Below are 26,597 nucleotides of genomic sequence, written 5' to 3'. Positions count from 1 at the left end.
ATTGCTATTTATTTATTCAACACCTCCCGAGCTTAATTAATAAAAGTGCCATCACTTCATTCAACTTCATTGAATGAAGCATCCATGTAAGCTGCCGCATCGAACGACTGGTGGATGATGCCTTCTTCACGGTACAGATCGGCGGTGTGCTGCACGTCCTCGACCACGGCCGGGCCCACGGCGATACGCCGGGGCAGCGAGTAGCGATTGGAGCGTTCATGCACCTCCAACGGCAGGCCGCTGTAACCGGCCTGGATCTTTGAAAACTCGCGCTGGTGCTGGTTGGCCCAGGCATAGGCACGGTCCAGGCGCCGGAGGAAATCAGCGATCTGCCGTGGTTTTTCACGAATCGCCTGGTCATTGGCCACCAGCAGCATGTGTCCGGCAAACAGCCCCTCACCACTGACCAGCACCCGGGTTCCACCTTCCATCTGCACCATGCTGGTGTAGGGGTCCCAGGTCGACCAGGCATCGGCCTGACCGTTGCTCAGCAAACTGCGGGACTCGGCCGGCTGGAGAAAGATGAACTGCGCATCCGCGCCGTGCAGGCCCACCGAACGCAGCGCCGCCAGGGCCAGGAAATGGCCGATGGAGCCGCGCGTGGTGGTGATGCGCTGGCCCTTGAGGTCGGCGGCGCCCCGTAGCGGCGAGTCGTCCTTGACCAGCATCGCCACTGCCGTCGGCGTGACCTTGAGCTTGATCACCCCCACGGTCTTGATCGGCGCCCCGGCGGCGGCAGCGAACACGAACGGCGCATCCCCCAGGCTGCCGATATCCACCGCCCCGGCGGCCAGGGCCTCGGCGGTGGGCGCGGCGGCGGCGAAAGAGGCGAATTCGATGGGGTACGGCACCTGCTCCAGCTCACCGGCGGCTTGCAGCAGGATCTTCAGCGACTGCTTCTGGCTGGACACCCGCAGCGCCGGCTGCGCCAGGGCATGGCTGCCGAACAGAAGCAGCGCCAGGATCGCCAGCCGCCGTCTGCTGCGCAGCCGATCGCAGCCTGCGGCAGCGGCTACAGGGTGCTCGTTCGCCTGCTTGATCATCGTTCAGAACGCCAGGCTGACGCGGCTGTAGTAATAGCCACCGCCCAGGCCATAGGGCGAGAACATCCCGTACTCATAGGTCCCCGCCCAGGCCTTGAGGCCGATCTTGTCCGGGTACACGTCGAACAGGTTGTTGGCCCCCACCGCCACGGTGAGGTTCTGGGTCACGTCGTAGGCCACGTCCAGGTCGGTGATCCACTTGGCGCTGTAGGTGCGGTCGTTGGCCGGGATGTTCGAGCCTTCGGTGTACTCGCCAAAGCGGGTCAGTTGCAGATTGGTGGTCCAGTCGCCGACCTTGTAGTTAGTGGAGAGGATCCACTTGTCCTTGGGCGTGGATTTAGTCAGGTCGATCTGCTGCTGGCGGTCGAACAGCACATAGCCGGCCCCAAGGCGCGACAGGGCCGCGGGGGTGTCCGCCAGGTCGCGGATGGTGGTCTTGTTGTGGTTGTAGGCGACGCTCCACTTGGCCGTGCCGTACTCGCCGAACGATTGGCTGTAGTCCGCCACCAGGTCGACGCCCTTGGTCCGGGTGTCCGCGGCGTTGGTGTAGTACTGCCCGGCGAGGTTCGGCGACAGGCCGTTCTCCACCAGGATCTGCGACACCGCCGGGCCCTTGAGGATGCCGGTCTGGAGGATGCGCTTGTCGATATCGATCAGGTAGAAGTCAGCGGTCAGGCGCAGGCGCTCGGTAGGCTCGGCGGTGAAGCCCAGGCTGTAGTTGCGCGAGGTTTCCGGCTCCAGGTCCTTGGCCCCCAGGGCGATGGCTTCCGGCGAGTTGGGGCGCATCTGTTTGGTGCGCACTGAGCTGGTGGTGCCGCCGGCGCCGAACTGGGTCACGGTGCTGGTGGTGGAGAACACGCTCTGGGCCAGGGACGGCGCGCGGAAGCCGTTGCTCACCGCCGCGCGCACCGCGTAGCCGGGGAGGAACTCGTAGCGCGTGGTCAGCTTGCCGCTGGTGGTATCGCCCACCCCGAGGTTGTACTTCTCATAGCGCGCCGCCGCGCCGACGTACCAGTTGGGGGTGATGTTCAGGCCGAAATCCACATAGGCGGCTTCACTGTGGCGCTTGAGGCTGTAAGCGTCTTCCGGCGTGGTGCCATTGACCGAGAACAGCCCCGGGTCCGGCACCACGCCGGCAAAGGGACCGGTGGCCGGGACGTAGCTACCCTGGTTGTAGGAGTTGGGTTCGCCCTCCTCCAGCGCGTATTTCTCCCAGCGGTATTCCACGCCGAAGGAGGTTTCCAGCGGGCTGCTCCAGCCGATGTCCAGGGCCCGGGAGAAGTCCAGGTTGTTGGTCCACTGGTCAAACACCAGATTGCCCAGGTGGAAGTCGTGCTGGCCGTAAGGACCGTTGGAAATGTTCAGGTTGTTGGCGGTATCCAGTACCCCGCGATCCTTGCCATAGGTGCTGGACAGGTCCCAGTCCCAGCCGCCCAGCAGGCCCTTGGCCCCGCCGGCGACCTGGAAGTCGGTCTCGCGGATCTCCCGCCGCGCCTGGCCGCCATTGGGATACGGCGCGTTGGGTACTCCCGCCAGGCTGGTGATGTCGGTGGGTTTGCGATGGCCCAGGTTCTTGTTGCTGTTGCGGTAGCTCAGGGTCGAAAACGAATACAACTTGAGGTCGTCGGCCAGGGGCAGCTCGGCGTTGTAGGCCAGGCTGGTGGTGCGGTCGCGGCCCAGGCCGTATTCAGTGCCCCAGCCCTGGCGATTGCTTTCCCGAGGGTCCGGCGAGCCATTGGGCTGATTGAAGTACAGCTGGCCGCTGGCCGCGCTGGAGCGCTCGTAAGGCTCCTGGAGCTTGGCGTCCCAGGACAGGTTGATGAAGCCGCCGTTCTCCCCCAGCTTGCTGCCCCAGTTGAAGGCTTCGTGGCCGGTGGTGCCGTCGCCGTCGTAGTACTGGCCCAGGGTGGTGTCCGAGGTCAGGCCCTCGGCGTTGCGCTTGAGGATGATGTTGATCACCCCGGCGATGGCGTCGGAGCCGTACTGCGCTGCAGCACCGTCGCGCAGCACTTCGATGCGTTCGATGGCGGCCGTGGGAATCAGGTCCAGGTCCACCGGCACCGAGGCGTTGCCGACTCGGGCCCCGTTGTTGATCAGTGCCGAGTTGTGCCGACGCTTGCCGTTGATCAGCACCAGCACTTGATCACCGCCCAGGCCACGCATGCTCACCCCACGCACCAGGAACGCCGTGCCACCGCCGTTGATGGTGGGCACGTTGAACGACGGCAAGAGGCGCCCGAGCATTTCTTTCAGGCCGTTCTGGCCGATGCTGCGCAGCTGTTCGCTGTCGATCACATCGATCGGCGCCGGGCTGTTGGTGACGGTACGTTGCTGGCTGCCGCGCACGCCGGTAACCACCACCGTGCCCAGGGTTTCATCGGCGGCCAGCAGCTCCACCGGGGTTGCCAGGCTCAGCAGGCCAAGGCTCAGGGGCGCGGCGCCGCGAACGATTTTATGCAAGGAAATACTCATGACTTCAGATCCTTTGACAGGCGCCTCAGCGCGCTCGGGCGGCGACGGTTTCGACTTCGATCAAGGCGCCGGGCAGTACCAGCCCCGCCACTTGCACCGTGGTCCGGGCAGGTTTGAGCGGCTGTTTCTCGGTGCCGAAGAATTCGCGAAAGGCCACTTGCAGGCCGTCGAAATCCAGCTTGCCGCCCAGGGCCGGGTCGCCCACCAGGTAGATCCGCAGTTGCACCACATCCCCCAGGGTCAAACCCTGGCTGGCGAGGATCGTTTGCACCTTGCGCAGCACCTCCCGGGCTTGGCTCTCGGTGTTGCCAGCGGCGTGGATCTGCTCCTTGGGCGCCTTGGGGTCCACCGGGTCCGGCAACAGGCCGGAGAGGTAGGTCAGCTCGCTGTTGGCGGGCAAGGTCACCGATTGCAGGATCGGTGAATTGGGATAGGTGGACGGCACGCGCTGGATTCCCGCAGCCCAGCTGCTGCTGGCGGCGCACAACAGGCCCAGCCCTACGACGGTGTTTTTCAAAGACATGCAAAGACGCTCCAAGGTTGTGTTTGCCAGCCTCGGAGGTCCGCTACCCGGCAATGGGTGACTGCTGTTTTATGAGTGCTCGGCTTTTTCAGGCCGTTTGCTGTAGCGACGAGCCTTGCGCCCGTTGAAAAAGTTGCCGCACCACCCGCCGCGCCGCACCGGCAGCGGCTTCCTGCCAGATGCCCACGCCGCTGTGGGCCAGGCCGTCGCTGGTCAGGTAGACCCGCCCCTGGGGCTGGTTGAGCAGGCTGTAGTCCGGCTCGGCCACTTCATGACTGATCCAGGGGCCGAAGTTGTAGGGGATCTTGCCCCAGGCAATCACCAGTGGCTTGCGCAGTTCATGGCTGTGGCCGGGGTGCAGCAGCTCCACCGCCTGACGGGAAATCTCGATCTGCTCGGCCAGGGTTTTCTCCCCGAACTTGCGCGCGGTTTCACCGTTGTTGTAGGCCGCCACCAGCACCCCCTCGGCCTGGTTGAAACCACCGCTGGGGTACCACAGCCCAGAGGCTTCCTGATTGATGAACGACAGCCCGCCGTAGATCTGATACTGGCTTTCCCAGAAGCGCCGCGACTGCCAGGCCACCTTGTTGGCGTAGCCGAACTGCACCGCAGCAATAGCTTCGCGTACCGGTGCGCTGAAGTTGTTCTGCACCTTGGCCAACAGCGGCAGGGGCAAGGAACTGATCACGTAGTCGGCCTTCAGGCTCTGGGTGCGGCCGCTGCGGCGATCCAGGTAGACCACCTCGGCACCGTCGGCCCGGTTGGTGATGGCGCGCACCTCGCTGTGCAGCCGCAACTGCCCTTGTAGGCGCCGGGCAAAGGCCAGGGGAATGCGGTCCATGCCACCCACGGGCTGGAACATGGTGGGCGAGAATTCCGGGTATTCATCGATCATCAGCGCGGTGGTCAGCGCCGGGTTGAGCAGGGTCTGCAACGGCAGCGGATCGTTCTTCTGCGCCAGTTGGTCACCGGCGCCGGGCCAGACCTTGTAGCCGGAGCGGGCCGATCCCAGGTATTCCAGCTTGTCCGAGAGATCGCCCCAGGTTTTCAGGAAACTCAGCAGGTTGCTGCGATCGGCCACCGTCAACTCCTGGTCCAGGGCATGACGATTGACTGCCTTGGCCAGCAGCTCGGAAAAGTGCCCGCGGCTGTCATTGACCGCTTGGCGGATCTGCAGGGCCGGCTGGTTCAGGTCCGGACGCACCAAGGCATTGCGACTGGTGTTGACCAGCACCTCCAGTTCGACCCCCAGCTCGCGGCAGTAGCCGAGCATCAGTTGATGGTGACTGGGCAAGCGACCGGCCCCGGCATTGAGATAGAAACCGTCATCGAACTCGGCGACCTGCGCGCTGCCATCGCTGTATTCCACCCGATCGCCACCGCGCACCGTCCAGTTGCGCCCGCCGACCCGGTCCCGGGCTTCCAGCAGCGTGACCTTGAACCCGGCCTTGTTCAGCTCATAGGCGCTGACCAGGCCACCGATCCCGGCGCCGATCACCACCACCGAAGCGCCCTTGCCCACGGCGGCTGTGGGCAGCGACGCATAGTTCTCCTCGAAGGCCTCGGCGTTGCCCGGCACGCCGAACAGGCCCATGACCGCACTCGCCGCCTGCACCCCGCCGACAGCGGCGATACGGGTGATCAATTGTCTTCTGGTCAGTGGCATGCCAGCGCTCCCTGCTGCGGATGGATAGTGCGTTCGGTTATAGCCCGTGGACTTATGCAGTCACTTGGGTCTATGGGAAGCCATCCTAGGGGCGCTCATTTAATAAGAGAAATACATTTTAAGCATATGCAAATATTACTTTGTTTCATATTCAAGCCAGAAGATTCTGCGCTCTGCGCATAGCCCAAAAAGACCAGACACTCCCCCTCCCCCGGTAGGAGCTGGCTTGCCAGCGAAGACCATCTCCAGCACCCCGCAAGCCTCAGGGCCCCTTCGCCGGCAAGCCGGCTCCTACAACAAGGGGTATCCCCAGCTTTTCTGTAGGTGCTGGCTTGCCAGCGAAAGCCTTCTCCAGCCCCCCTCAAGCCTCAAGGCCCATTCGCCGGCAAGCCGGCTCCTACCCGTTGGGCGGCGTTGAGGACTCGCAGCAGATTCCCACCCCAGATCTTCGCCAGATCCGTTTCGCTGTAACCCGCCGCCAGCAGGCGTTCGGTGATTCGCGCCAGTTGCGTCACATCCTCCAGCCCCTGCACCCCGCCGCCGCCATCCCAGTCGGCACCAATGCCCACATGGTCCGGCCCCACCACGTCCAGGATGTGCAGCAGGTGGCGCATGTAGTCGTCCAGGCTGGCCCTGGGCTGCGGGTAACGCGCCTCGACCTGACGAATCCGCTCGGCCAGGTCCGCCACCTGCGCGGGGCTCAGGCTCGCCGCCAGGCGAAACTCGCGGTACAGCGGTCCCAGGGCCTTGTCGCGTTCGGGGTTGGGCGGGCGGTCGATCAGGTCGCTGGGGAAACTGTTGACCTGCACTACTCCGCCCTTGGCCGCCAGCTGGCGCAGGCGCTGGTCATCCAGGTTGCGCGGATGGGCGGTGATCGCCCGGCTGCTGGAGTGCGAGGCAATGATCGGCGCCCTGGACAGGGCCAGGACCTGGTCGAATACCTGATCCGAGGCATGGGACACATCCAGCAGGATGCCCAGGCGATTGGTCTCGGCCACCAGTTCGCGTCCCGCCGGGCTCAGGCCGTGCCACTGCGGCAAGGCGGTGGCCGAGTCGGCGAAATCGTTGTTGGCCGAGTGCACCAGGCCGAGCATGCGCAGGCCCTGGCGATGGTAAGTGAGCAAGCGCCCGGGATCGGCTGCCAGGGGCTCGGCGTTTTCCATGCTGATAAACACCACGCGCTGGCCACGGGCGATGATCGCCGGCACATCGGCGGCGCTCAGGGCCAGGGCAAAGTCCTCGGGGTGGGCGGCGATCAGGTCGCGAATCCGCGTGAGCACCGCCAGGCCATGCTCGCTGGCCAGGGTCCGGCCTTCGGCATTGAGCGGGCCCTGGGGGGTGAAGATGGCCCAGAACCCGCCGTCCAGGCCGCCCTCTTTCATCCGTGGCAGATCGACCTGGGACAGATCATCCCGGTAGTCATGGCGCTGGGTGATGTCCCAGCCAGGGCGGGCCAGTTGCATCGGGGTATCGAGGTGGCTGTCGAGCACCGTCAGGCGCTGGTGCAACGATTGCGCCGGGCTCGCGGCCAGCGCCCAGGGGCTGACCAGCGCCAGGCACAGCAAGGTTCGAGAAAACATCGGGCCTCCTGGCCAATCAAAGAAATCGCCCCATCGGACCGTAGGAGCCGGCTTGCCAGCGAAGGCGGCCCAGAGATCGACGCAAGGCTCAAGGGCCTATTCGCCGGCAAGCCGGCTCCCACGGAAATATCAACATGGGCGTGAACCTGTAGGAGCTGGCTTGCCAGCGAAGGCGGCCCCGAGATCGTTGCAGGGCTCAGGGGCCTATTCGCCGGCAAGCCGGCTCCTACAAGGGGTCAGGACCAGTGGAAACTGCGGTCCCACAAGCCGGAAACATCCAGTTGCTGGGGCAGGACGCCGGCTTCGAAGAACAGGTCGGCAACGTCCTGCTGGGATTTCACGGCCGCGTCGTCCACCGGTTGCAACAATCGTGGGCCGCTCTGGGCGCGGTATTGGGCCAGGAACACTTCCCGGGGCATGCCAAGAATCTTGGCGCTCTTGGTGGCCCATTCCTCGGGGTGGCTGGCGATCCATTGCCAGGCGCGGTACTCGCGCAGGATGTAGTCGGTGATCGCCGCGTGCTTGAGCGGATCGGCAATGCTCTGCTGATTGGCGGCAATCACATAGTTGCCGGACAGGTAGCCCTGGCCGGTCTTCAGCACCCGGGCCCCGGCCCGCAGTTCCGCCAGTTGGATGAAGTAGCCGAAGCTGACCCAGGCATCCAGGGCGCCGTTCTGGAAGGCGGCGAAACCGTCTTGCGGGGTCAGCGCCATGGGCACGATGTCGGCAAAGCCCAGGCCCTGTTCCTTCAGCGCCTTGAGCAGAAAGTAGTGCGAGCTGGTGGAGCGGATATAGCCGATGCGCTTGCCCTTGAGCTCGGCCACCGACTGCACCGCAGAGCCCTTGGGCACAATGAAGGCCTGGTTGTTGACGTCGCCGGTGAGCACCGCGATCAGTTTCACCGGGGCGTGGTTCTTGATGCCGAAGATCGGCGGGATCTCGCTCATCGGCGAGATGTCCAGGGTGCCGCTGACCAGGGCCTCGAAGCTCAGGTTGCCGCCGGTGAACTCGGCGTACCTGACCTTGTAGGGCGGCGGCTCGATGCCCGCCTCGGCGAAGAAGCTCGGCGCCGCGCCCTTGTAGGTGGCGACATTCAGGGTGACCCCGGACAGGTCCACGGCGGCCCCCAGGCCCAGACGCGGCAAGGCGGCGGCCAGGCCGGCCAGGGCCGAGAGTTGGAGAAAGTGACGACGCTGCATGGGCAAGGATCCTTAATCGAGAAAATCCGGTTCTTCGCGCACGATCCGCTCGCGGTAAGGCTGGAAACTGAACCAGCCACCGAACTCGCTGCCAACCTGGCGCGCGGTGTGGCGCGCCACCTCGTGGGGAATGAGTCGCGGGGTGCCGGCGGCTTGCGCCAGCAGTTGGGTCTGGGCGGCGTTGTCCATGGCGATGAAACGCCACACCGCCGCCTCGACGGTTTCACCCACGGTGAGCAGGCCATGGTTCTGCAGGATCAGCGCCTTGTGCCCCTGCAACGCGGCGGCGATCCGCGCGCCTTCGCTGGCCTCCAGTACCACCCCGGAGAAGTTGTCGAACAGCCCGTGCCTTTCATAGAAAGCGCAGGCGTCCTGGGTCAGCGGGTCCAACAGACGCCCCAGGCTCGACCAGGCCTTGCCATGCAACGAATGGGCATGGGCTGCGGCCACCACTTCGGGATGGGCTTCGTGCAACGCTGCATGAATGGCGAACGCGGCGAGGTTCAGCGCGCCCTCGCCTTCGATCACCGCGCCTTCGGGATTGACCAGCAGCAGGTCCGACACCCGCACATGGCCGAAATACACCCCCACCGGGTTGACCCAGAAATGGTCCGGGCGCCCCGGGTCGCGCACGGTGATATGCCCGGCGCCGCCCATGTCGAAGCCCAGCCGGGCGAACACCCTAAAGGCCGCGGCCAGGCTTTGCTTGCGCTGCCGGCGCTCCAGCTCGACCGTGGCCTGCTGGGGCGGGTGCTCCCAGCGAAACACCGTATGGCCATCGCGGGGCAAGTCATACACCGCGGGACGAAAATGTGCGGTCATGTCCGCTCTCCTTGAAGTTGTCTTCAACACCCTGTGCGAAAAGGCCCGCAGGGCCTTGCTTGGCGATCTCCCGCCGAACCTTCAGCGACCTTGAGAACCTCGCGTCCCTTCGGGCCGTTCGCAGCCTGCGGCAGCGGCTACACAAATCCCGTCCCGGCACTGCACCTGTAGCCGCTGCCGAGCCCGCGAGGCTGCGAAAAGGCCCGCAGGGCCTTGCTTGGCGATCTCCCGCCGAACCTTTAGCGACCTCAAGCCCCCTGCGTCTCCTGAGCAGCCGTGCGCAGCCTGCGGCAGCGGCTACACGAAGCGCTGCAGGCCAAGGCTGGAACCGTGTGTTAGTAGCCACGCTGGATCTCCACCGGGTTTTCCAGGGGTAAACCATCGCTCCAGCGCTGCAGATTGCGCCCCAGCAAGCGGGCGATATTCAGGTAGACCCGTGGCGAATTGGCCGAGGTGTGGGGCGAAAGGCGAATCCGCGGGTGGCGATAAAACGCGTGGCCCGCGGGCAGCGGTTCGGGGTCGGCCACGTCCAGGCTGGCCAGGCCGATGCGCCCCGTATCCAGGGCTTGCACTAACGCCGGCTGATCGATCAGCGCGCCACGGGCGATATTGATCAGGTGCAACCCCGGCTTGGCCGCCGCCAGGACATCGGCGTCGATGATCCGCCGGGTCTGCTCGGTCAACGGCACCGCCAGCAGCAGGTGATCGGCCCGGGCGAACAGTTGATGCAGGTCGGCCACCGGTTGAACCCCGGGCACCTCGAAAGGCTGCGCCGAACGGCGCAGGGCCAGCACCTGCATGCCCAGGGCCTGGGCCTTGGGTGCCAGTTCGCGGGCGATGCTGCCAAAGCCGAACAGCCCCAGGGTGCTGCCGGCCACCGAGGCCAGCGGCCGTTGCTGCCAGTGTTCGGCGTGCTCGATCCACACCTGGGGCAGTTGCTTGGCGGCGGCGAAGATCGCCGCCAGGGCAAACTCGGCAATGCTCTCGGCGGTGCTGCCCCGGGCGCTGGCCACCGGCAGATCCTGGAACAGCCAGCGGGGGAAATAATCCAGGCCCGAGGTCACCAATTGCACGAAGCACAAACCGAAGGGCCAACCCGCAGGCGGCTCTGGAGCATCACGAAAATCGGCATGGGGCGCCGCCAGCAGCACCTGAATATCCCCGGGCAGATCACTGGGCAGCCCTCGGGGCAAGCTCAGCACCTCGACGCCTGGCAGCGACTGGCGCAGTTGCTGGTTGAAGCCCTCGTCGAGCTGGCTGGCAATACGCGTCACACCTGGGCTCCCCGGCTGGGCAAGGCAAAGGCGGCGCGGCCCACGGCGCCAAGGATCGCGTCGTTCTGCGGCGTGTGAATCCGGCTGCACAGCACATCACGGTAATGCCGCTCGATGGGGTTGCCCCGGGCCAGCCCGGGATTACCGATGGCCTCGATGCCCAGCTCCACGGCGCTGATGGCGTTACTGGTCACCAGGTACTTGATCTGGGTCGCCTCCCCCGGGGCGATCCGCCCTTCGGCGGCCGCATCCAGCAGCACCCGGTTATTGAACAGCAAGGCATCGATGCGCCCGATCAGTTCCTGGAAACGCGGCAGGCTCGACAGCGGCGCACCAAGGTTGGCCGGGGTGCGCTGGGCCAGCCAGCCCAGCAGCCAGTCGCGGGCGGCCCGGGCCACGCCGTCATAGATCGCCGACAGCAGCACCGCCAGCCAGAGCACACCCTTGCTGTCCAGTTCGGAAGGACGAGGAACGTTGGCCGGCTGGATGTCCACCGCCTGCTCCAGGGGCACGAACACCTCGTCGAAGATCACGTCGTGGCTGCCAGTGGCGCGCATCCCCAGGTGGTCCCAGGTTTCCTCGATACGAATCCCGGGGCTGTCGCGGTGCACCAGCCAGGTGCCCACCTGCGGTTCCGGGTCATCGCTGCGGGCCCAGACCGCCAGCCAGGTCAGCCCGGGAATGCCGGTGGAGTAGATCTTGCGCCCATTGAGCCGCCAGCCACCTTCGACCCGCCGCGCCAGGGTCGCGGGCAAACCGCCGCGGGCCGGGGTGCCCAGATCCGGCTCGACCCGCAGGGCATTGATCAAGGCGCCGTCCTGTACCGCTTCACGGGCCAGTTGCTGACGCAGATGCAGGGGCCAGGCGTTGTTCTGTTGCAGCCGCGTGTGCTGCAGGTACTGCATCACCAGCACCAGCGCGGTGGAAGGTTCGCCCTGGGCCACGGCGCCGATCACCCGCCGCGCCTGGGCCAGGGTCGCCTCACTGCCACCCAGGGCCCGGGGCACGGTCAATGCCAGCAGGCCATGCTGGTGCAGGCGCTGCAGGTTGGCGTGGGGAAACTCGCTGTGGCGATCGTAATGGGCCGCAGTGGCGGCGAACTCTTCGCTCAACTGCTGCAGCAGATCGGCGAACTCGCTGGAATCCGGATCAGGCACGCGACGGAACACGGACGGAGACGGTTGCACGCTGGAAAGGCTCATCGGCTGGCAGTCCTGCTCAAGGGGTGGGAGACGCTGACGGCCGGCTCGGCCTCGGTTTCGACCCCCAGCAGTTGCAGCAGCCGCGCGCGCAGTTGCTGGAACCCCGGGGTGGACGCCTGACGCGGACGCGGCAGGCGGATCGGCAGTTGTTCGGCGATTTGCCCGTTGGCCAACACCAGCACCCGGTCGGCCAGCAGCAAGGCCTCGTCGACATCGTGGGTCACCAGCAACACGGCCGGGGTATGCACCCGCCACAGGCGGATGATCAGTTGATGCATGCGGATCCGGGTCAGGGCGTCGAGGGCGGCAAAGGGTTCATCCAGCAGCAACAGCTGCGGTTCGCGCACCAGGGCCCGGGCCAGGGCCACGCGCTGGGCTTCGCCGCCGGACAGGGTGCCGGGCCAGGCGCCCAACCGATGGGCCAGCCCGACCTCGCCCAGCGCCGCCTCGGCCCGCTCGCGGACCCCAGCCCCGCGCACGCCCAGGGCAACGTTGCGCCACACGCGCTTCCAGGGCATCAGCCGTGGCTCCTGAAACACCGCGGCCATGGCCGCGGGCACCTGCAACTGCCCCTCATCGATGGGCTCCAGCCCGGCCAGGGCCCGGAGCAAAGTGGTCTTGCCCGAACCGCTGCTGCCTAGCAGGGCGACGAACTCCCCCGGGGCAATGTCCAGGTCCAGGCCGTCGAGTACCGCCTGCCCGGCAAAACGTCGGGTCACCCCACGGCATTCAACGGCGGCGCGCACGGGGCGCGGCTGGGGCAATGACACAGTCATGGTCAGTTCCTGATAAAGGTCGGGCGCCAGGCCAGGGCGCAACGTTCGAGGCCGCGCACCAGCCCGTCGATGCCCAGGCCGAGCACGCTGTAGACCAAGAGGCAGATGACGATCACGTCGGTACGCATGAAGTCCCGGGCGTCGTTGACCAGGTAGCCGATACCGGCGCTGGCGTTGATCTGCTCCACCACCACCAGCCCCAGCCAGCTGATGCCGAAGGCGTAGCGCAGGCCGACGAAGAACGCCGGCAAGGCCCCGGGCAGGATCACGTGGAGAACCAGCTCCCAGCGCTTGAGGCCGAGCAGGGTAGCCGCCTCCAGCAGCTTGGGATCCAGGCTGCGGATACCGGAGAACAGGGTGAGGTAGATAGGAAAGGTGGTGCCCAGGGCGATCAGCGCGATCTTCGGCGTCTCGCCCACGCCGAACCAGAGAATGAACAGCGGCACGATGGCCAGGAATGGCAGGGTGCGCAGCATCTGCATCGGCGAGTCGATGGCGATCTCGCCACGCCGGGACAGGCCCGCCAGCAGGGCCAGGACAGTGCCCAGGCTGACGCCGATGGCCAGTCCGCTGAGGGCGCGCTTGAGGGACACCCACAGATGCCCGCCCAACTCGCCACTGCCGAGCATCTGCCACAGGGTGTCGCCGATGGTGCTGGGAGCGGCGATGATCCGCGCCGGCAACAGCCCGCTGCGGGAAGCCAGTTCCCAGAGCAGCAGCAACAACAGCGGGCTGATCAGGCGCAGCGACAGATTGCCCAGGAACTTCACTCCGGGGCGCTCGGTCCAGCGGGCATACAAGGAGAGCGGGGCTTGCGCAGGCATTTCAACATCCCTATTTCAGCGCGTTCGAGCCCCATGCTAACTACATAAAAAACGTCCGTGAAATTCGTTTTGGTTCTAACTTAATATACAAAAAATGCATTCATCAAATAGATATATATGCAAACAAAGGATAAACCCGTAGGAGCCGTCTTGCCGGCGGAAAAGCCGTAGAGCCTTGTGCCGCCCTTGCCGGCACCTTCGCTGGCAAGCCAGTTCCTACCGCCGATTTGCGCCGCACCCTTGGCTAGCCGACGCGAGCTGCGACCATTTCGCCGAACAGACTCACCGGCTCCTGCAGGTTGCCAAGGAAGCGCGGGTGCACCAGCCACAGGTCGATCACCGGCTTGAAGTCGCTGACCGGGACGATCTCCAGCTTGTCCCGGTGGCTGCTGTTTTCCAGCAGCGGCAGCGGCACCAGGCCGTAACCCAGGCCATTGGCGATCAGCCCCAGTTGCAGCTCGGTGCCGAAGGTTTCCAGGTTGATCTGCAAGGTCAGGCCCTGGGCACTCAACGCTCGTTGCAGTCCCGCCCGGAAACCGCAGCCATCGGGATTCAACACCCAGCCGCGCTGGTAACAGTCGGCCAGCTTGCAGGAGCGCTTGCGCACCTCGCCCTTGGCCGCTACCACCACCAGATTCATGCTGCCCAGGGAGCGCCCCACCACCCCTTCGGGGAACACCTTGCCGGCGGGAAACAGCGCCGCCACCACGTCCAGCTCACCGTTCTCGACCTTGCTCAGCAGGTGGCTGCCCCACCCCGTGGCCACCGAGGTCTGCAACTGCGGATAGAGGTTCTTCAGCTGGCTCAGGGCATCCAGCAGCACCACATCGCCAATGGTCTGCGGCACACCGATGCGCAAGGCGCCGCTGGGGGCGCCGTCATTGGCCACCAGCTCGTTCAGGGCATCGATGCTGCGCAGCACTTCCAGGCACTGGCCGTAAACCCGCAAGCCCATGCTCGTGGGCTTGAGCGGCTTGGTGTTGCGGTCCAGCAACTCCACCCCCAGGGCTTCCTCGAAATTCTGCACCCGGCGGGTGATGGCCGGCTGGGTCAATTGCAGGGCATCGGCCGCCTGGCTGATGGTCTGGCAGCGGATCACCGCCACGAACGCGTTCAGATCATCTATCTTCATTCTTTTTTCGCATAATAAATGACTGGAAAAATGTTCGAGAAGAATAATACCTTTTAGCTCGCCCGTGTAGTTCGCGTCATTTGCCTTGTGTCCACGGAGGGAGCCCATGCCCCACAACGCTGCAACAGTCGCTATCGATACACCCAACTTCGCCCGCCTGCGGGACTTCATCGCCGCCCTGGCCGAGCTGCTGGACGGCCATCCCGACGAGGCCCGGATACTGGAGCACGGCGCCGACCTGCTGCAGCGCCTGGTGAGCCAGGACGACTGGCTGCCCGATGATTTCGCCCAGCCCGACCCGCAGCGCTACCAGCAATTCCTGCTGCATGCCGACTCGCGCCAGCGCTTCTCCATCGTCAGTTTTGTCTGGGGTCCGGGGCAGCGCACGCCGATCCACGATCACCGGGTCTGGGGCCTGATCGGCATGCTCCGCGGCGCCGAAGACTCCCAGGGGTTCGAACGCCTGGCGGACGGCCGCCTGCAACCTGCGGGGGCTCCGATTCGCCTGGTACCGGGGCAAGTGGAAGCGGTGTCGCCGCGCATTGGCGACATCCATCAGGTGAGCAACGCCTACGCCGACCGGGTGTCCATCAGCATCCATGTGTACGGCGCCAATATCGGTGCGGTACGCCGTGCCGTATACGATCCGGACGGTCACGAGAAGCCCTTTGTCTCCGGTTATTCCAACCGCTTGCTGCCTAACCTCTGGGACTTGTCGAAGGAGCCCCTGCAATGACCGATTTCCCTACCCGCAGCCCGGCGCAGATCCGTCAGGCCCTGCTCGAGCGCCAGGAACTGGCGCTGATCGATGTCCGCGAAGAGGCGCCTTTCGCCGAAGCCCACCCGCTGTTCGCCGCCAATATCCCGCTGTCGAAACTGGAGCTGGAGGTCTATGCGCGCATCCCCCGGCGCGACACCCCGATCACCCTCTATGACCAGGGCGAAGGGCTGGCCCAGCGCGCCGCGACCCGCCTGGGGCAACTGGGCTACCGCGACGTCGCCCTGCTCGAAGGCGGCCTGGAGGGCTGGCGCGCCGCCGGTGGCGAGTTGTTCAAGGACGTCAACGTCCCCAGCAAATCCTTTGGCGAACTGGTGGAAGCCGAACGTCATACCCCATCCCTGGCCGCCGAAGAACTCCAGGCGCTGCTCGACCAAGAGGCCGACCTGGTGGTACTGGATGCCCGGCGCTTCGACGAGTACCAGACCATGAGCATCCCCGGCAGCACCAGCGTGCCCGGCGCCGAACTGGTGCTGCGGGTGCGTGAGCTGGCCCCCGATCCACGCACCCGAGTGGTGGTCAACTGTGCCGGACGCACCCGCAGCATCATCGGCACACAGTCCCTGGTGAACGCCGGCATTCCCAATCCGGTGGCGGCCCTGCGCAACGGCACCATCGGCTGGACCCTGGCCGGACAGAAGCTGGAGCACGGCCAGAACCGCCGCTTCAAGGCGGTGAATGAGGACCAGCGGGCGCAGGCGCAAACAGCAGCGCGGGCGGTAGCGGATCGGGCTGACGTGGCACGCATCGACCTCGCCCAGTGGCGGCGCTGGCAAGCCGATCCCAAGCGCACCAGCTATCTGTTCGATGTACGCACTCCGGAGGAATTCGCCGCCGGCCACCTGCCGGGAGCTCGCTCCACGCCCGGGGGACAACTGGTGCAGGAAACCGATCACTTCGCCAGCGTTCGCGGTGCGCGCCTGGTGCTGGTGGACAACGACGGCGTGCGCGCCAACATGAGCGCGTCCTGGCTGGCCCAGATGGGCTGGCAGGTGGCGGTGCTCGACGGTCTGCGCGACAGCGACTTCAGCGTGCGCGGTCCCTGGCAGGCGCCGCTGCCGGATACCTCGCCGGCCGAAGAAATCAGCCCTCGGACCCTCGCCGCCTGGCTAGAGAAACCCGGCACCCTGGTGCTGGATTTCACCGCCAGCGCCAACTACGTGCAACGTCATATCCCCGGCGCCTGGTGGGCCCTGCCCAGCCAACTGCAGGAATCCCTGGCCCGGTTGCCCCAGCCCGAGCGGTTTGTCCTGACCTGCGGCAGCAGTCTGCTGGCGCGCTTTGTGGTGCCGCAATTGCAGGCCCTGACCCAGCGTCCGGTGTTTCTCCTGAGCGGTGGCACCGCGGCCTGGATCGAAGCCGGCCTGCCCCTCGAGGAAAGCCGTCAGCAACTGGCCTCGCCGCGGATCGACCGCTACCGCCGGCCCTATGAGGGCACCGACAACCCCAGGGAGGCCATGCAGGGTTACCTGGACTGGGAGTTTGGTCTGGTAGAACAACTGCGGCGCGACGGCACCCACGGTTTTTTCGTGATCTGAGCCTTAGTGGGGGCTTTCGCTGGCAAGCCAGCTCCTACAGGCCTGCTTCCCCTTGTAGGAGCCGGCTTGCCGGCGAAGAGGTCGCAAGCCTGGCATCGCTCGCAAGGTCGCCTTCGCTGGAAGACCGCTCCTGCGAGGAGGGGTATTTCGGACGCTTAGGCGGTGCCGGTTGATCGTCAATCTGCCCAAGTGACAAATAGCAATAATTCTCGATATCATTCGCGACCTTGTGCTCACCGCGTCGTCAAGAAGGATATCCATGTCTCGCTCCAAGACCGACTCTGCGTTGGCGGACTCTGTTCGCGGGTTCTATGCGGACATCCTGCATTTCCTGCGTAAACGCACGGACAACGCCAGCGACGCGGCGGACATGACCCAGGACGTGTTCACCCAATGGCTCGATTACCGTGATCGGGCCCAGGTCGAGCAGCCCCGGGCCTTCCTGTTCCAGATGGCGCGCAATCTGTTGCGCGATCATTGGCGGCGCCAGCAAGTGCGCTCCAAGGTGCACCACGAGGCCCGCCACGAGGAAAATTTCGACAGCGAGCCCCTGGCCGACGAACAGCACGAGCCGCTGCCCGCCGCCCAGCGCCTGCAACGCCTGGAACAATTGAAAGAAGTCCTCGCCCAACTCTCGCCGCGCCGCCGCGAAGCCCTTATGCTGCACCGCTTCGAAGGGCTGAGCCAGGCGCAGATCGCCGAACGCATGGGGATTTCCGTGAGCATGGTGGAGAAACACATCGCCTTTGCCCTGCTGCACTGCAAGCAGCACCTACAACGAGAAAATGGCAAGGAGCAGCCTGAATGACCCGCTTTCCCGGCACCCACGACGACCTCGACAGCGAGCAGATCGATGCCCAGGCCGCCAGCTGGTTCGCCCGTAACCGCAATGATCCGGACCGTGCCACGCGCAAGGCCTTCGAGAGCTGGGTCAGTGAACCGGCCCATGCCCGGGCCTACGCCGAATTCGAGGAGCTGTGGGACGACCTGGCGCAGCTGCAACAACTGAGCCGCCCGGTGCCACTCCCCCGGCGCAAGGCGCCGCTCTGGCGCCCGGCCCTGGCAGTGGCCGCTGCTCTGCTGTGCGCGGTACTGGCGGCCAACCTGGGCACGCCCCAGGCCCCCTACCGGCAGCAGATCGCGGCCCAGGAACAGGGAGCGCGAGCCTTCAAGCTGCCGGACGGCAGCACTTTGTACGTCAATGCCAATACCCAGGTGAGCGTCGATTTCAGCGCCCATCAGCGCAACATCTACTTGCAGGCGGGCCAGCTGTACCTGGAAGTCGCCGCCGACAAGGAGCGTCCGCTGTGGGTGCACAGCGGCGAAGCCAAGGTGCGGGTGGTGGGTACCGCTTTCGACGTGCGGCGCGGCCAGCGCCAACTGGTGGTCAGCGTAGCCCACGGCCAGGTGGCCTTCAGCCCGGACGGCAAGCCCGGGGAGCTGACCCTGCTGGGCGCTCGGCAACAGGCCACCTATGACCTGCAAAAAGGCACCTTGCGCCAACAGACCCTGGACCGCGACGAGGTGGCCGACTGGCGCAGCGGGCGCCTGGCCTTTCGCAACCGCGACCTGGCCAGTCTGGTGGACGAGCTGAACCTGTACCGCCAGCAACCGGTACAACTGGCCGAGGGCCCGCTGGGTGCCTACAAGGTTTCCGGCAACCTCGACGTCAACGATCCGGATGCCCTGGTCAAGGCTCTACCGGCCCTGATCCCGGTGAAAACCCGGGTCCAGGCCAACGGTCAGCTGAAGATCGAAGCCCGCTAATTTTTTATATGAGAATATTTTGCATTCGCATATGAGGTTTTTTTTCACTGCCGCGTCTTCCTCCTGTCTGCGATCTGTCCGCAGCGCCTTTTTGGCCTTTAAGCCGCTCTGGGGGAAGTCATGTTTCGCGCGTTCTTGCCTGTTCCGTTAGTCCGTACCCGCCCGACCCTGCTCGCCGCCTGCCTGGCATTCAGCCTGCAGGCCCATGCCGGGCCGCTGCATTTCCAGTTGCCGGCGCAACCTCTGGCCGCCTCCCTGAGCCAGATCGCCCAGCAGGCGAAAATCCAGCTGCTGTTCGATGAACAACTGCTGCGCAATGCCAAGGCCCCGGCCCTGCAAGGCGACTACAGCCCGGAAGAGGCGATCCGCGCCCTGCTGCAGAACGGCCAGTTCAATCTGATGAAGGTCGACAACACCTACATCGTGCGCCCTGCCGAGACCAGCCTCAGCAGCGGTTCGGCCCTGCAGTTGGGGGCCATGAGCGTGATCGGCAACGGCACCGAAGTGGACGCCGCCAGTGTTGGCCGCTCGACCTTGAACCAGGCGGAAATCGATCGCCATCAGTCCAACAACGTGGTCAGTCTGATCGACACCCTGCCCGGGGTCAGCCTGGGCGGCTCGCTGAAACCCGGCGGCCAGACCATCAACATCTGGGGCCTGGGTGATGCCGAGGACGTGCCGATGAGCGTCGATGGCGCCACCAAGAGCGGCTTCGAACGCTACCAGCAGGGCTCGGTGTTCATCGAGCCGGAACTGATCAAGCGCCTGGAGGTGGAAAAGGGCCCGCACTCCCCCGAGACCGGCAATGGCGGTTTCGGCGGCACCGTGCACATGGAGACCAAGGACGCACCCGACCTGCTGCAAGACGGGCGCAACAGCGGCGCCATGCTCAAGTACGGCTACAGCAGCAACAGCCACGAACAGGCCTACACCGGCGCGGTGTACGGCCGCACCGATGATCAGCGCTTCGATGCCCTGGCCTACTGGACCAAGCGCGACGGCGATGACATGAAGATCGCCAGCGCCCAGCCCGACCCGAAGAATGCCTACCCGATCAACCCCAAGCGCCTGCCCAACACCGCTCAGGACATGGAGGGCGAGCTGTTCAAGCTAAACATGCAACTGACTGACGAGCATCGCCTGGGCTTCAGTTACATGCGTTCCAACAGCGACATCTGGGCGCCCTTCTCGGCCAAGAGCTACCCGACGCCGCCGAGCCAGAGCGACATCGACAAGTACGGTTATGACGGCGCCACCCGCCGTTTCCTGGCCCAGCGCAATACCATCGACACCACCTGGATCGCCAAGTACCAGTACACCCCCGTGGACAATCCCTGGATCGACTTCGAGGCCAAGTACTCCGACTCCACCACCGACCAGACTGACGAACGCGGGCCGAACGCCTATTTCCAGCCGACATCCGGTGGCCGCAAGATCACCGTGGGCTATGACGACAAAATCCTGGCCCTGAAAAACACCAGCCGCTTCAGCACCGGCCCGCTGGAACACGCGCTGACCAATGGCATCCAGATCCGCAAGCACACCCGCGAAGTCGACATGTGGATGCCGGGCAAGACCTATGAAGTGCCCAAGTACAACTACGGCCACTACCAGCCGGGCTTCATGCCCCACGGCAAGGTCGACAACAATGCCTTCTACATCCAGGACGCCATCACCCTGGGGAATTTCACTCTGACCCCGTCCCTGCGCTACGACCATGTGCGCAACCGCGGCCAGAAGAACGACGCACCGTTCTACAACAGCCCCGACCCGGTGGCGGGCCATGATTACGGCGACAAGACCTACACCGGCTGGTCGCCTCGGCTGTCGGCATTCTGGACGGTAACCCCGCAATTCGCCCTGTTCGCCGACTACAGCAAGACCTGGCGTGCACCGGTGATCGACGAGCAGTACGAGGTCCAGTCGGCCGCCTCCACCCGCTCCGCCACCAGCCGCGACCTCGACCCGGAACGCATCACCGCCCTGCGCGCCGGCAACATCACCAGCTTCTCCGATGTGTTCAGCAAGACCGACCGCGTGCAGGTGCGTACCACGCTGTTCCACAACACCATCAAAGACGAAATCATGAAGAACCTCGGGATCGGCTGCCCCGAGCAACTCACCAGCGGCAAGAACATCGGCCAGGTGTGTAACCAGCCGACCATCGGCGTCTACCGCAATATCGGCGACCTGACCATCAAGGGCTTCGAGGTGGAAAGCTTCTACGACTCGACCTACCTGTTTGGCTCGCTGTCGTACTCGTGGATCACCGGCAAGCATGAAGGGGCCTACACCAACCCCTGGGGCCCGAATGTCTGGGCCCGGGACATTCCGCCACGCAAGTGGGTGGCCAGCCTGGGGGTGAAGATTCCACAGTGGGATGCGCAAGTGGGCTGGCAGGGCCAGTGGGTGCGCCAGACTGACCGGGTACCCAGCGACATCTATGCCGGCGGCCCGGCCAGCGTCTTGGGCGACTCCGCCTGGGACCAGTACAAGAACGACCGCTACAACGTGCACGGCCTGTTCGCCAACTGGAAACCCCAGCAGCCTTACCTCAAGGGCACCGAAGTCAACTTCACCCTGGACAACATGTTCAACCGTGACTATCGCCCACCGCTGAGCGGCGAGAACGCCTCCAGCCTGGGACGCAACGCCAAGATCAGCGTGACCCGCTTCTTCTGACGGCAACTGGCTGCGGTGCATCGGACGCACCGCAGCAGGCCAGCCGTTGGCCATCACGGATGTATTGCAAGCCTTTAGCCAAGCCCTGCCGCCCGCTCCTGCCGGGCTAAGATCGGCTCCCCCCTGAAAACCGCTGAAATGCCTTTGGGCGCTTTCAGTCGACTTCCCATTGATTGCGTACGACATCTGTCGTACAACCGAGAAAGCATCATGGACAGAGGCTTCAGGAAGGTCAGGCGTGACCTGATCAATGCACTACAGAATGGCGACTATCTGCATGCCGCGCGCGGCTCGATCGAGGTCAAGAACCTGCTGGCCACGGGCGAAGTCTCGGTCGGTCAACTGATCGAGGTCATAGGCGCCTGCAAGGGCCAGAACCACAGTTGCAGCGCACATCACAGCGTCCCGGGCATCGCGGTCCACGTGCTGAAAAAGGCCGGCTGGTACATCAAGTTCTACTTTATCGAGCCAGATGTGTGGTTCATCAGCGTTCACCGATGAGGACAACCCATGAAACTCTTTCTGCAAGGCGACCGGGGCAAGGCGCTCTGCGAGCATTGCCAACAGATCGTCGGCATTACCTACCTGCGGCGCGACGTCCCCTTCAGCGACGGCAACGGCCTGGCCCGGGACATCCTGGTGGGAGTCTGCGATCAGTGCGCCACCACCGTGGCCATTCCGCCTCAGTCGACGCCGGCGATCAAGGACGCGCGCCAGCACCCGTTGACCTCCATCGAGGCGCGGCTGCCCGCGGTCTATCTGGATGTTCTGGATGCCGCCATGCACTCGGTGATCCAGGACGCCGGGGTGCAAATGCGCAAACTGTTCTTCAGCTACTACTTCAGCGCCCGGGTCGCCCCGTGCCTGGAACGGGTGCATAGCACTTTCACCGCCTACCTGGCCGAACAGGCCGAGGCCCGCCAGCTGCCGGCGGTCCATTCAATGAAACGCCTGTCGCTGAAGGTCAACCATTATGTGGCCGAGGATCTCGCGCGCCTGCTGCAGGCGACGCGGATGACCCAGACCGAGCTGCTCAAATCGCTGATCGCGCAAATGCGCCTGGATGTGCTCGAAGGCGGCAACCCGGCGGTGATCGCCGACCTGCGCCAGCTGGCACGCCTGGGGCTCTAGCCCTCAGCCTTTGCCGCGGCCCTGAACCTTCGCGAACACCTGCAACGCGCCCGCCAGCGGATGCTGAAATGCCTCAAAGTGCTGTCGGTGCTCCCGGAACCGGAACTACCAGGCTTCCTCAGCAAAATCAGCTGAGCCCTGTAGCCGCTGCCGAGCCCGCGAGGCTGCGCAAAGGTCCGACCTTGCTTGGCGATCGCCCGCCAAACCTCCGGCGCCCTGCAGAACCCCGCGTCCCTGCGGGCCGTTCGCAGCCTGCGGCAGCGGCTACAGTGCGTTGCGCCGTACCAGGCTGAGGTCAGGGGCGGCGGTGCGCCGCTGGCTCAGGTAGCGGGTGCAGCTGACCCGCAGGAAGGAGGCGAAATTCACCACTTCGCCGCGGTAATCCATGACCTCTTCATACAGCTTGGCGATCAGCTGGTTGGTGGTCATGCCGTCCACTTCGGCAATTTCGCTGAGGATGTCCCAGAACTGGTTTTCCAGGCGCAAGGTGGTGACCACGCCACAGATGCGCAGCGAGCGGGAACGGGATTCGTAGAGAATCGGGTCGGCCTTGACGTACAGCTCGCACATGGCGTGGTCCTCGCTTACAGGGTGATCTGGGTGCCCAGCAGGCCGAGGAAACCCGCCAGCCAGCTGGGGTGCGCCGGCCACGCTGGAGCGGTGGCCAGATTGCCCTGGACGTGGCCTTCGGTCACCGGGATATCGATGTAGGTGCCACCGGCCAGCCGCACTTCCGGGGCACAGGCCGGGTAGGCGCTGCACTCGCGGCCTTCGAGGATGCCCGCCGCCGCCAGCAGTTGCGCGCCATGGCACACCGCGGCAATCGGCTTGCCGGCCTGGTCGAATTCCTTGACCAGTTGCAGCACCTTGGCGTTCAGGCGCAGGTACTCCGGAGCACGTCCGCCGGGGATCAGCAGGGCGTCGTAATCAGCGGAGCTGACCTGGGCGAAGTCGTAGTTGAGGGCAAACAGGTGACCCGGTTTCTCGCTGTAGGTCTGGTCGCCCTCGAAGTCGTGGATCGCCGTGCGCACCGTCTGCCCGGCGATCTTGTCCGGGCACACGGCATGCACCGTATGACCGACCATCAGCAGGGCCTGGAACGGCACCATCGCTTCGTAGTCTTCGACGTAATCGCCAACCAGCATGAGGATCTTTTTCGCGGCCATGGAGTGGACTCCTTTCAGGGAAAGACGTGGGCGGAAGGAGTACTCAAGGTAGTCCCATTGCGCCAGCCCGGGTAATAGCCTGGTACTACAGCGGCTTCAACCCAGATAGCCGTCGGCCTTGAGCAGGGTTTCCAGGCAGTGTTCGCTGATCTGGTAGAAGGCCTTGAGTTCTTCGATCCTGGCCAGCAACTGGGTCGGGTCAACCGGCTCGGCGCGCTTGACCGCCAGGATCATCTTGTTCTTGTTGGTGTGTTCCAGGGAGATGAACTCGAAGACCTTGGTTTCATAACCGCAGGCTTCGAGGAACAGCGCCCGCAGGCTGTCGGTGACCATCTCCGCCTGCTGTCCCAGGTGCAGACCGTATTGCAGCATCGGCTTGAGCAGCGCCGGGCTCTGGATCTGCAGGCGGATCTGCTTGTGGCAGCACGGCGAGCACATGATGATCGCCGCGCCGGAGCGGATGCCGGTGTGAATCGCGTAGTCGGTGGCGATGTCGCAGGCATGCAGGGCGATCATCACGTCCAGCTGGCTGGGGGCCACGCTGCGCACGTCACCGCACTTGAATACCAGGCCCGGGTGTTCCAGGCGGTGCGCGGCGGCGTTGCACAGGGTCACCATGTCCTCGCGCAATTCGACGCCGGTGACTTCGCCCTCGGCCTTGAGGGTGTTGCGCAGGTAATCGTGGATGGCGAACGTCAGGTAGCCCTTGCCGGAGCCGAAGTCCGCGACCCGCACCGGCTGATCGAGCTTGATCGGCGAGCTGCCCAGGGCGTGGCTGAAGACCTCGATGAACTTGTTGATCTGCTTCCACTTGCGCGACATGGCCGGGATCAGTTCGTGCTGCTTGTTGGTCACCCCAAGATCGGCGAGGAAAGGCCGGCTCAGGTCGAGAAAGCGGTTCTTCTCGCGGTTGTGCTCGGCCGACGGCACATCGCGCTGGGTTTGCGGCTTGCCCTTGAACAGCGAACTCTTGCCCTTCTTGCTGTATTCGAGCTGCACTTCGTCGGTCAGGGTCAGCAGGTGGGCGTTCTTGAACGAAGCCGGCAGCAGCCCAGCGATGGCGGCGATGCCTTCGTCCAGGGAGAAGTTCTTGGTGATGTCCCGGGTCTTGTAGCGGTAGACGAAGGACAGGCACGGCTGCTCCTTGACCGTCAGTTGCTTGATGATCAGGCGTTGCAGGTCCGCCTCCGGGCCCACGTGCTTGGCCAGTACCAGCTTGATAAAGGCGTTTTGCGTGAGGCTGGTGTCGAGCAATTGCAGGAACTGGGCGTGATGATCCGGCGCGGGACGGGCGGAAGGTGCGGTCACAGACATGGGGGCAGGTGCCTCGGGCGATGCGGGGTGTGAATCAGGGAGTGGCAGGTATTTTAGGGAGCTAGCCCCGTCGGGGCACGAAGTTATTCACTCGACGGTAAAAAATCCTCGCCCGAGGGCGGTGCAAGGCTCAGGGGCCATTCGCCGGCAAGCCGGCTCCTGCATGAACAACAGCGATATCGCACCGCTGTAGGAGCTGGCTTGCCAGCGAAGGCGTCCTCAAGGGCGGCGCAAGACTCAGGGGCCTGTTCGCCGGCAAGCCGGCTCCTACGGCGGTGGGCTCAGTTGAGCACCACCAGGCGGTTGGGCAATTCGTTGCGTATCTGGGTCAGGGGCACATGGGTCTTGAGCAACTCGCCGCTGGCTTCAATACAGTCGAGGAAGCCCTGCAGGGTCTGGCCCTGGCGGACTTGCTGGGTAAAGTTGCGCACGATGCCATTCCACTGCTTGTTATCCAGACGCTTGGAAATGCCCTCGTCCACGAGGATTTCCACGTAACGCTCGGCTTCGCTGACAAAGATCAGCACCCCGGTGCCGCCCACGGTGTGGTGCAGGTTCTGTTCGAGAAACTGCCGTCGGGCCAGGTTGGAAGCCCGCCAATGGCGCACCGAGCGCGGGATCAGCCGGGTGGTGATCCAGGGTAGGCGAAACACCAGGCACAGCACGATAAAGGTCGCCCATTGCGCCAGCAGCAACAGGTGCATGTTCAGCCAGCCAGTGGCGTAGTGCACCAGCCCCGGCACCACCAGCGCCAGCAGGCTGGCCCAGAGCAGCGGGATATAGGCGTAGTCGTCGGCCCGGGCGGCCAGCACCGTCACCAGTTCGGCGTCGGTCTGCTGTTCCACCCGGGCAATGGCTTCGGCCACTTGCCGTTGTTCGTATTCACTGAGTAATGCCATGTCGTTGGATTTCCGCTTCTTATTTTGAGTTACCAGCCGCCGGAGGAACCGCCGCCGCCAAAGCTGCCACCGCCACCACTGAAGCCGCCACCGCCGCCGGACCCACCACCAAAACCGCCGAAGCCACCGCCTCCGTCACCGCCGCGCCCGCTGGTGGTGGTGATGAACCCGAGCGCCTGCGCCACTATCACCACCAGGATGAACAGCAGCACCATGAAGATGAACAGCCACGGGTGACGCTGGACAAAATCGTCCTGGTCGCTGCTCTCGCCGCCGCTGTCATAGGCCGTGGCCGGCTCGTCCAGCGGCGTGCCGCCGAGCACCAGGAGCATGGCCGAAACCCCGTCGCTGATGCCCTTGCTGAACTGCCCGGTCTTGAACGCCGGGGTGATCACCTGGTTGATGATCACCGAGGCCTGGGCGTCGGTCAGGCGCTCCTCCAGGCCGTAGCCCACTTCGATGCGCAGCTTGCGCTCGTCCCGAGCGACGATCAGCAGCGCGCCGTTGTTCTTGTCCTTCTGGCCGATGCCCCAGTGGCGCCCCAACTGGTAGCCGTATTCCTCGATGCTGGCGCCTTGCAGGTCCGGCAGGGTCACCACCACCAACTGTTCGCCGGTGGCCTGTTCGTGGGCTTGCAGTTGCCGAGTCAGCAGGGCGCTGATGGTCGGCTCGATCATCTGCGCGTCGTCCACCACCCGCCCGCTCAGGGCCGGAAACCTCAGCTCGGCCTGGGCCGTGACCGCAAAGACCCAGAGCAACAGCACCAGGCCGATTTTATAAAGTCGCATCAGCACCTCATCCTTAATGTT

Annotated in this window: 24 protein-coding genes and 1 pseudogene; 8 read left to right on the top strand and 17 right to left on the bottom strand. The window is 64.8% G+C overall.

Annotation, left to right across the window (positions count from 1 at the left end):
• Positions 1-56 precede the first annotated feature (56 nt).
• The 12 genes from WIN67_RS06910 to WIN67_RS06855 form a co-directional block, all read right to left on the bottom strand.
• A complete protein-coding gene (locus WIN67_RS06910; RefSeq protein WP_268561205.1) occupies positions 57-1,043 on the bottom strand; it encodes an aliphatic sulfonate ABC transporter substrate-binding protein in 987 nt (328 codons plus the stop codon).
• A gap of 3 nt (positions 1,044-1,046) precedes the next feature.
• Positions 1,047-3,515 (bottom strand): TonB-dependent receptor plug domain-containing protein, encoded by a 2,469-nt coding sequence (locus WIN67_RS06905; RefSeq protein WP_273922346.1) that lies wholly within the window; start codon positions 3,513-3,515, stop codon positions 1,047-1,049.
• Positions 3,516-3,540: 25 nt separating this feature from the next.
• A complete protein-coding gene (locus WIN67_RS06900) occupies positions 3,541-4,038 on the bottom strand; it encodes a RidA family protein (RefSeq protein ID WP_273922345.1) in 498 nt (165 codons plus the stop codon).
• A gap of 88 nt (positions 4,039-4,126) precedes the next feature.
• The gene (locus WIN67_RS06895; protein WP_339070813.1) at positions 4,127-5,704 is read right to left on the bottom strand and encodes a flavin monoamine oxidase family protein; all 1,578 of its coding nucleotides are present in this window, start codon (positions 5,702-5,704) and stop codon (positions 4,127-4,129) included.
• Positions 5,705-6,072: 368 nt separating this feature from the next.
• A complete protein-coding gene (locus WIN67_RS06890) occupies positions 6,073-7,284 on the bottom strand; it encodes a dipeptidase (RefSeq protein ID WP_339070812.1) in 1,212 nt (403 codons plus the stop codon).
• Positions 7,285-7,520: 236 nt separating this feature from the next.
• Positions 7,521-8,483, bottom strand: a complete 963-nt coding sequence (locus WIN67_RS06885; RefSeq protein WP_296411115.1) for an ABC transporter substrate-binding protein — start codon at positions 8,481-8,483, stop codon at positions 7,521-7,523.
• A 12-nt stretch (positions 8,484-8,495) separates the two neighbouring features.
• Complete coding sequence (locus WIN67_RS06880; RefSeq protein ID WP_110595036.1) at positions 8,496-9,305, bottom strand: class II aldolase/adducin family protein; 810 nt, start codon at positions 9,303-9,305, stop codon at positions 8,496-8,498.
• A gap of 335 nt (positions 9,306-9,640) precedes the next feature.
• Positions 9,641-10,579, bottom strand: coding sequence for a D-isomer specific 2-hydroxyacid dehydrogenase family protein (locus WIN67_RS06875; RefSeq protein WP_110595035.1), 939 nt, complete (start codon positions 10,577-10,579; stop codon positions 9,641-9,643).
• Positions 10,576-11,781, bottom strand: coding sequence for an acyl-CoA dehydrogenase family protein (locus WIN67_RS06870; protein ID WP_339070811.1), 1,206 nt, complete (start codon positions 11,779-11,781; stop codon positions 10,576-10,578). Before WIN67_RS06870 ends, WIN67_RS06875 begins: the two co-directional genes overlap by 4 nt.
• Positions 11,778-12,557: an ABC transporter ATP-binding protein gene (locus tag WIN67_RS06865; protein ID WP_296411119.1), complete on the bottom strand. Its 780-nt coding sequence runs from the start codon at positions 12,555-12,557 to the stop codon at positions 11,778-11,780. The genes WIN67_RS06870 and WIN67_RS06865 overlap by 4 nt, the downstream gene beginning before the upstream one ends.
• 2 nt (positions 12,558-12,559) lie before the next feature.
• On the bottom strand, positions 12,560-13,381 hold the full coding sequence (locus WIN67_RS06860) for an ABC transporter permease (RefSeq protein WP_339070810.1): 822 nt from the start codon (positions 13,379-13,381) through the stop codon (positions 12,560-12,562).
• 244 nt (positions 13,382-13,625) lie between these two features.
• The gene (locus WIN67_RS06855) at positions 13,626-14,513 is read right to left on the bottom strand and encodes a LysR family transcriptional regulator (protein ID WP_016964584.1); all 888 of its coding nucleotides are present in this window, start codon (positions 14,511-14,513) and stop codon (positions 13,626-13,628) included.
• 106 nt (positions 14,514-14,619) lie between these two features.
• Here WIN67_RS06855 and WIN67_RS06850 point away from each other — a divergent pair, with 106 nt between their 5' ends.
• From WIN67_RS06850 to WIN67_RS31060, 8 genes and pseudogenes are all read left to right on the top strand, one after another.
• On the top strand, positions 14,620-15,249 hold the full coding sequence (locus tag WIN67_RS06850) for a cysteine dioxygenase (RefSeq protein WP_268561197.1): 630 nt from the start codon (positions 14,620-14,622) through the stop codon (positions 15,247-15,249).
• Complete coding sequence (locus WIN67_RS06845) at positions 15,246-16,829, top strand: rhodanese-related sulfurtransferase (RefSeq protein WP_110595030.1); 1,584 nt, start codon at positions 15,246-15,248, stop codon at positions 16,827-16,829. Before WIN67_RS06850 ends, WIN67_RS06845 begins: the two co-directional genes overlap by 4 nt.
• 259 nt (positions 16,830-17,088) lie before the next feature.
• Positions 17,089-17,637, top strand: coding sequence for an RNA polymerase sigma factor (locus WIN67_RS06840; RefSeq protein ID WP_339070809.1), 549 nt, complete (start codon positions 17,089-17,091; stop codon positions 17,635-17,637).
• The gene (locus tag WIN67_RS06835) at positions 17,634-18,596 is read left to right on the top strand and encodes a FecR family protein (RefSeq protein ID WP_110595028.1); all 963 of its coding nucleotides are present in this window, start codon (positions 17,634-17,636) and stop codon (positions 18,594-18,596) included. Before WIN67_RS06840 ends, WIN67_RS06835 begins: the two co-directional genes overlap by 4 nt.
• Positions 18,597-18,716: 120 nt before the next feature.
• Positions 18,717-21,278 carry a TonB-dependent receptor gene (locus WIN67_RS06830; RefSeq protein WP_339070808.1) on the top strand — a complete coding sequence of 854 codons (2,562 nt, stop codon included), beginning with the start codon at positions 18,717-18,719 and terminating at the stop codon, positions 21,276-21,278.
• Between the two features lie 210 nt (positions 21,279-21,488).
• Entirely contained in the window at positions 21,489-21,779 is a 291-nt protein-coding gene (locus WIN67_RS06825) for a hypothetical protein (protein WP_306383277.1), read from the top strand.
• Positions 21,780-21,788: 9 nt separating this feature from the next.
• Positions 21,789-22,409 carry a hypothetical protein gene (locus WIN67_RS06820; protein ID WP_265074294.1) on the top strand — a complete coding sequence of 207 codons (621 nt, stop codon included), beginning with the start codon at positions 21,789-21,791 and terminating at the stop codon, positions 22,407-22,409.
• 12 nt (positions 22,410-22,421) lie between these two features.
• Positions 22,422-22,544 (top strand): annotated as a pseudogene (locus WIN67_RS31060) (GntR family transcriptional regulator); the annotation flags it as partial.
• A gap of 129 nt (positions 22,545-22,673) precedes the next feature.
• Here the strand turns inward: WIN67_RS31060 and WIN67_RS06815 are convergent.
• The 5 genes from WIN67_RS06815 to WIN67_RS06795 all read right to left on the bottom strand — a co-directional run bounded on the left by WIN67_RS06815 (position 22,674) and on the right by WIN67_RS06795 (position 26,576).
• On the bottom strand, positions 22,674-22,979 hold the full coding sequence (locus tag WIN67_RS06815; protein ID WP_047302295.1) for a ribbon-helix-helix domain-containing protein: 306 nt from the start codon (positions 22,977-22,979) through the stop codon (positions 22,674-22,676).
• A gap of 14 nt (positions 22,980-22,993) precedes the next feature.
• The gene (locus WIN67_RS06810) at positions 22,994-23,575 is read right to left on the bottom strand and encodes a DJ-1/PfpI family protein (protein WP_102878666.1); all 582 of its coding nucleotides are present in this window, start codon (positions 23,573-23,575) and stop codon (positions 22,994-22,996) included.
• A gap of 96 nt (positions 23,576-23,671) precedes the next feature.
• Entirely contained in the window at positions 23,672-24,889 is a 1,218-nt protein-coding gene (locus WIN67_RS06805; RefSeq protein ID WP_339070807.1) for an SAM-dependent methyltransferase, read from the bottom strand.
• Between the two features lie 281 nt (positions 24,890-25,170).
• A complete protein-coding gene (locus WIN67_RS06800; RefSeq protein WP_110595023.1) occupies positions 25,171-25,788 on the bottom strand; it encodes a TPM domain-containing protein in 618 nt (205 codons plus the stop codon).
• Between the two features lie 29 nt (positions 25,789-25,817).
• Positions 25,818-26,576: a TPM domain-containing protein gene (locus WIN67_RS06795; protein ID WP_102878663.1), complete on the bottom strand. Its 759-nt coding sequence runs from the start codon at positions 26,574-26,576 to the stop codon at positions 25,818-25,820.
• Between the last annotated feature and the right edge of the window lie 21 nt (positions 26,577-26,597).

The organism is Pseudomonas idahonensis (assembly GCF_037903935.1).
Classification (GTDB): domain Bacteria; phylum Pseudomonadota; class Gammaproteobacteria; order Pseudomonadales; family Pseudomonadaceae; genus Aquipseudomonas; species Aquipseudomonas danubii.
Note: the sequence above shows the minus strand (reverse complement) of the source record. Positions and strands in the feature narration are given on the sequence as shown.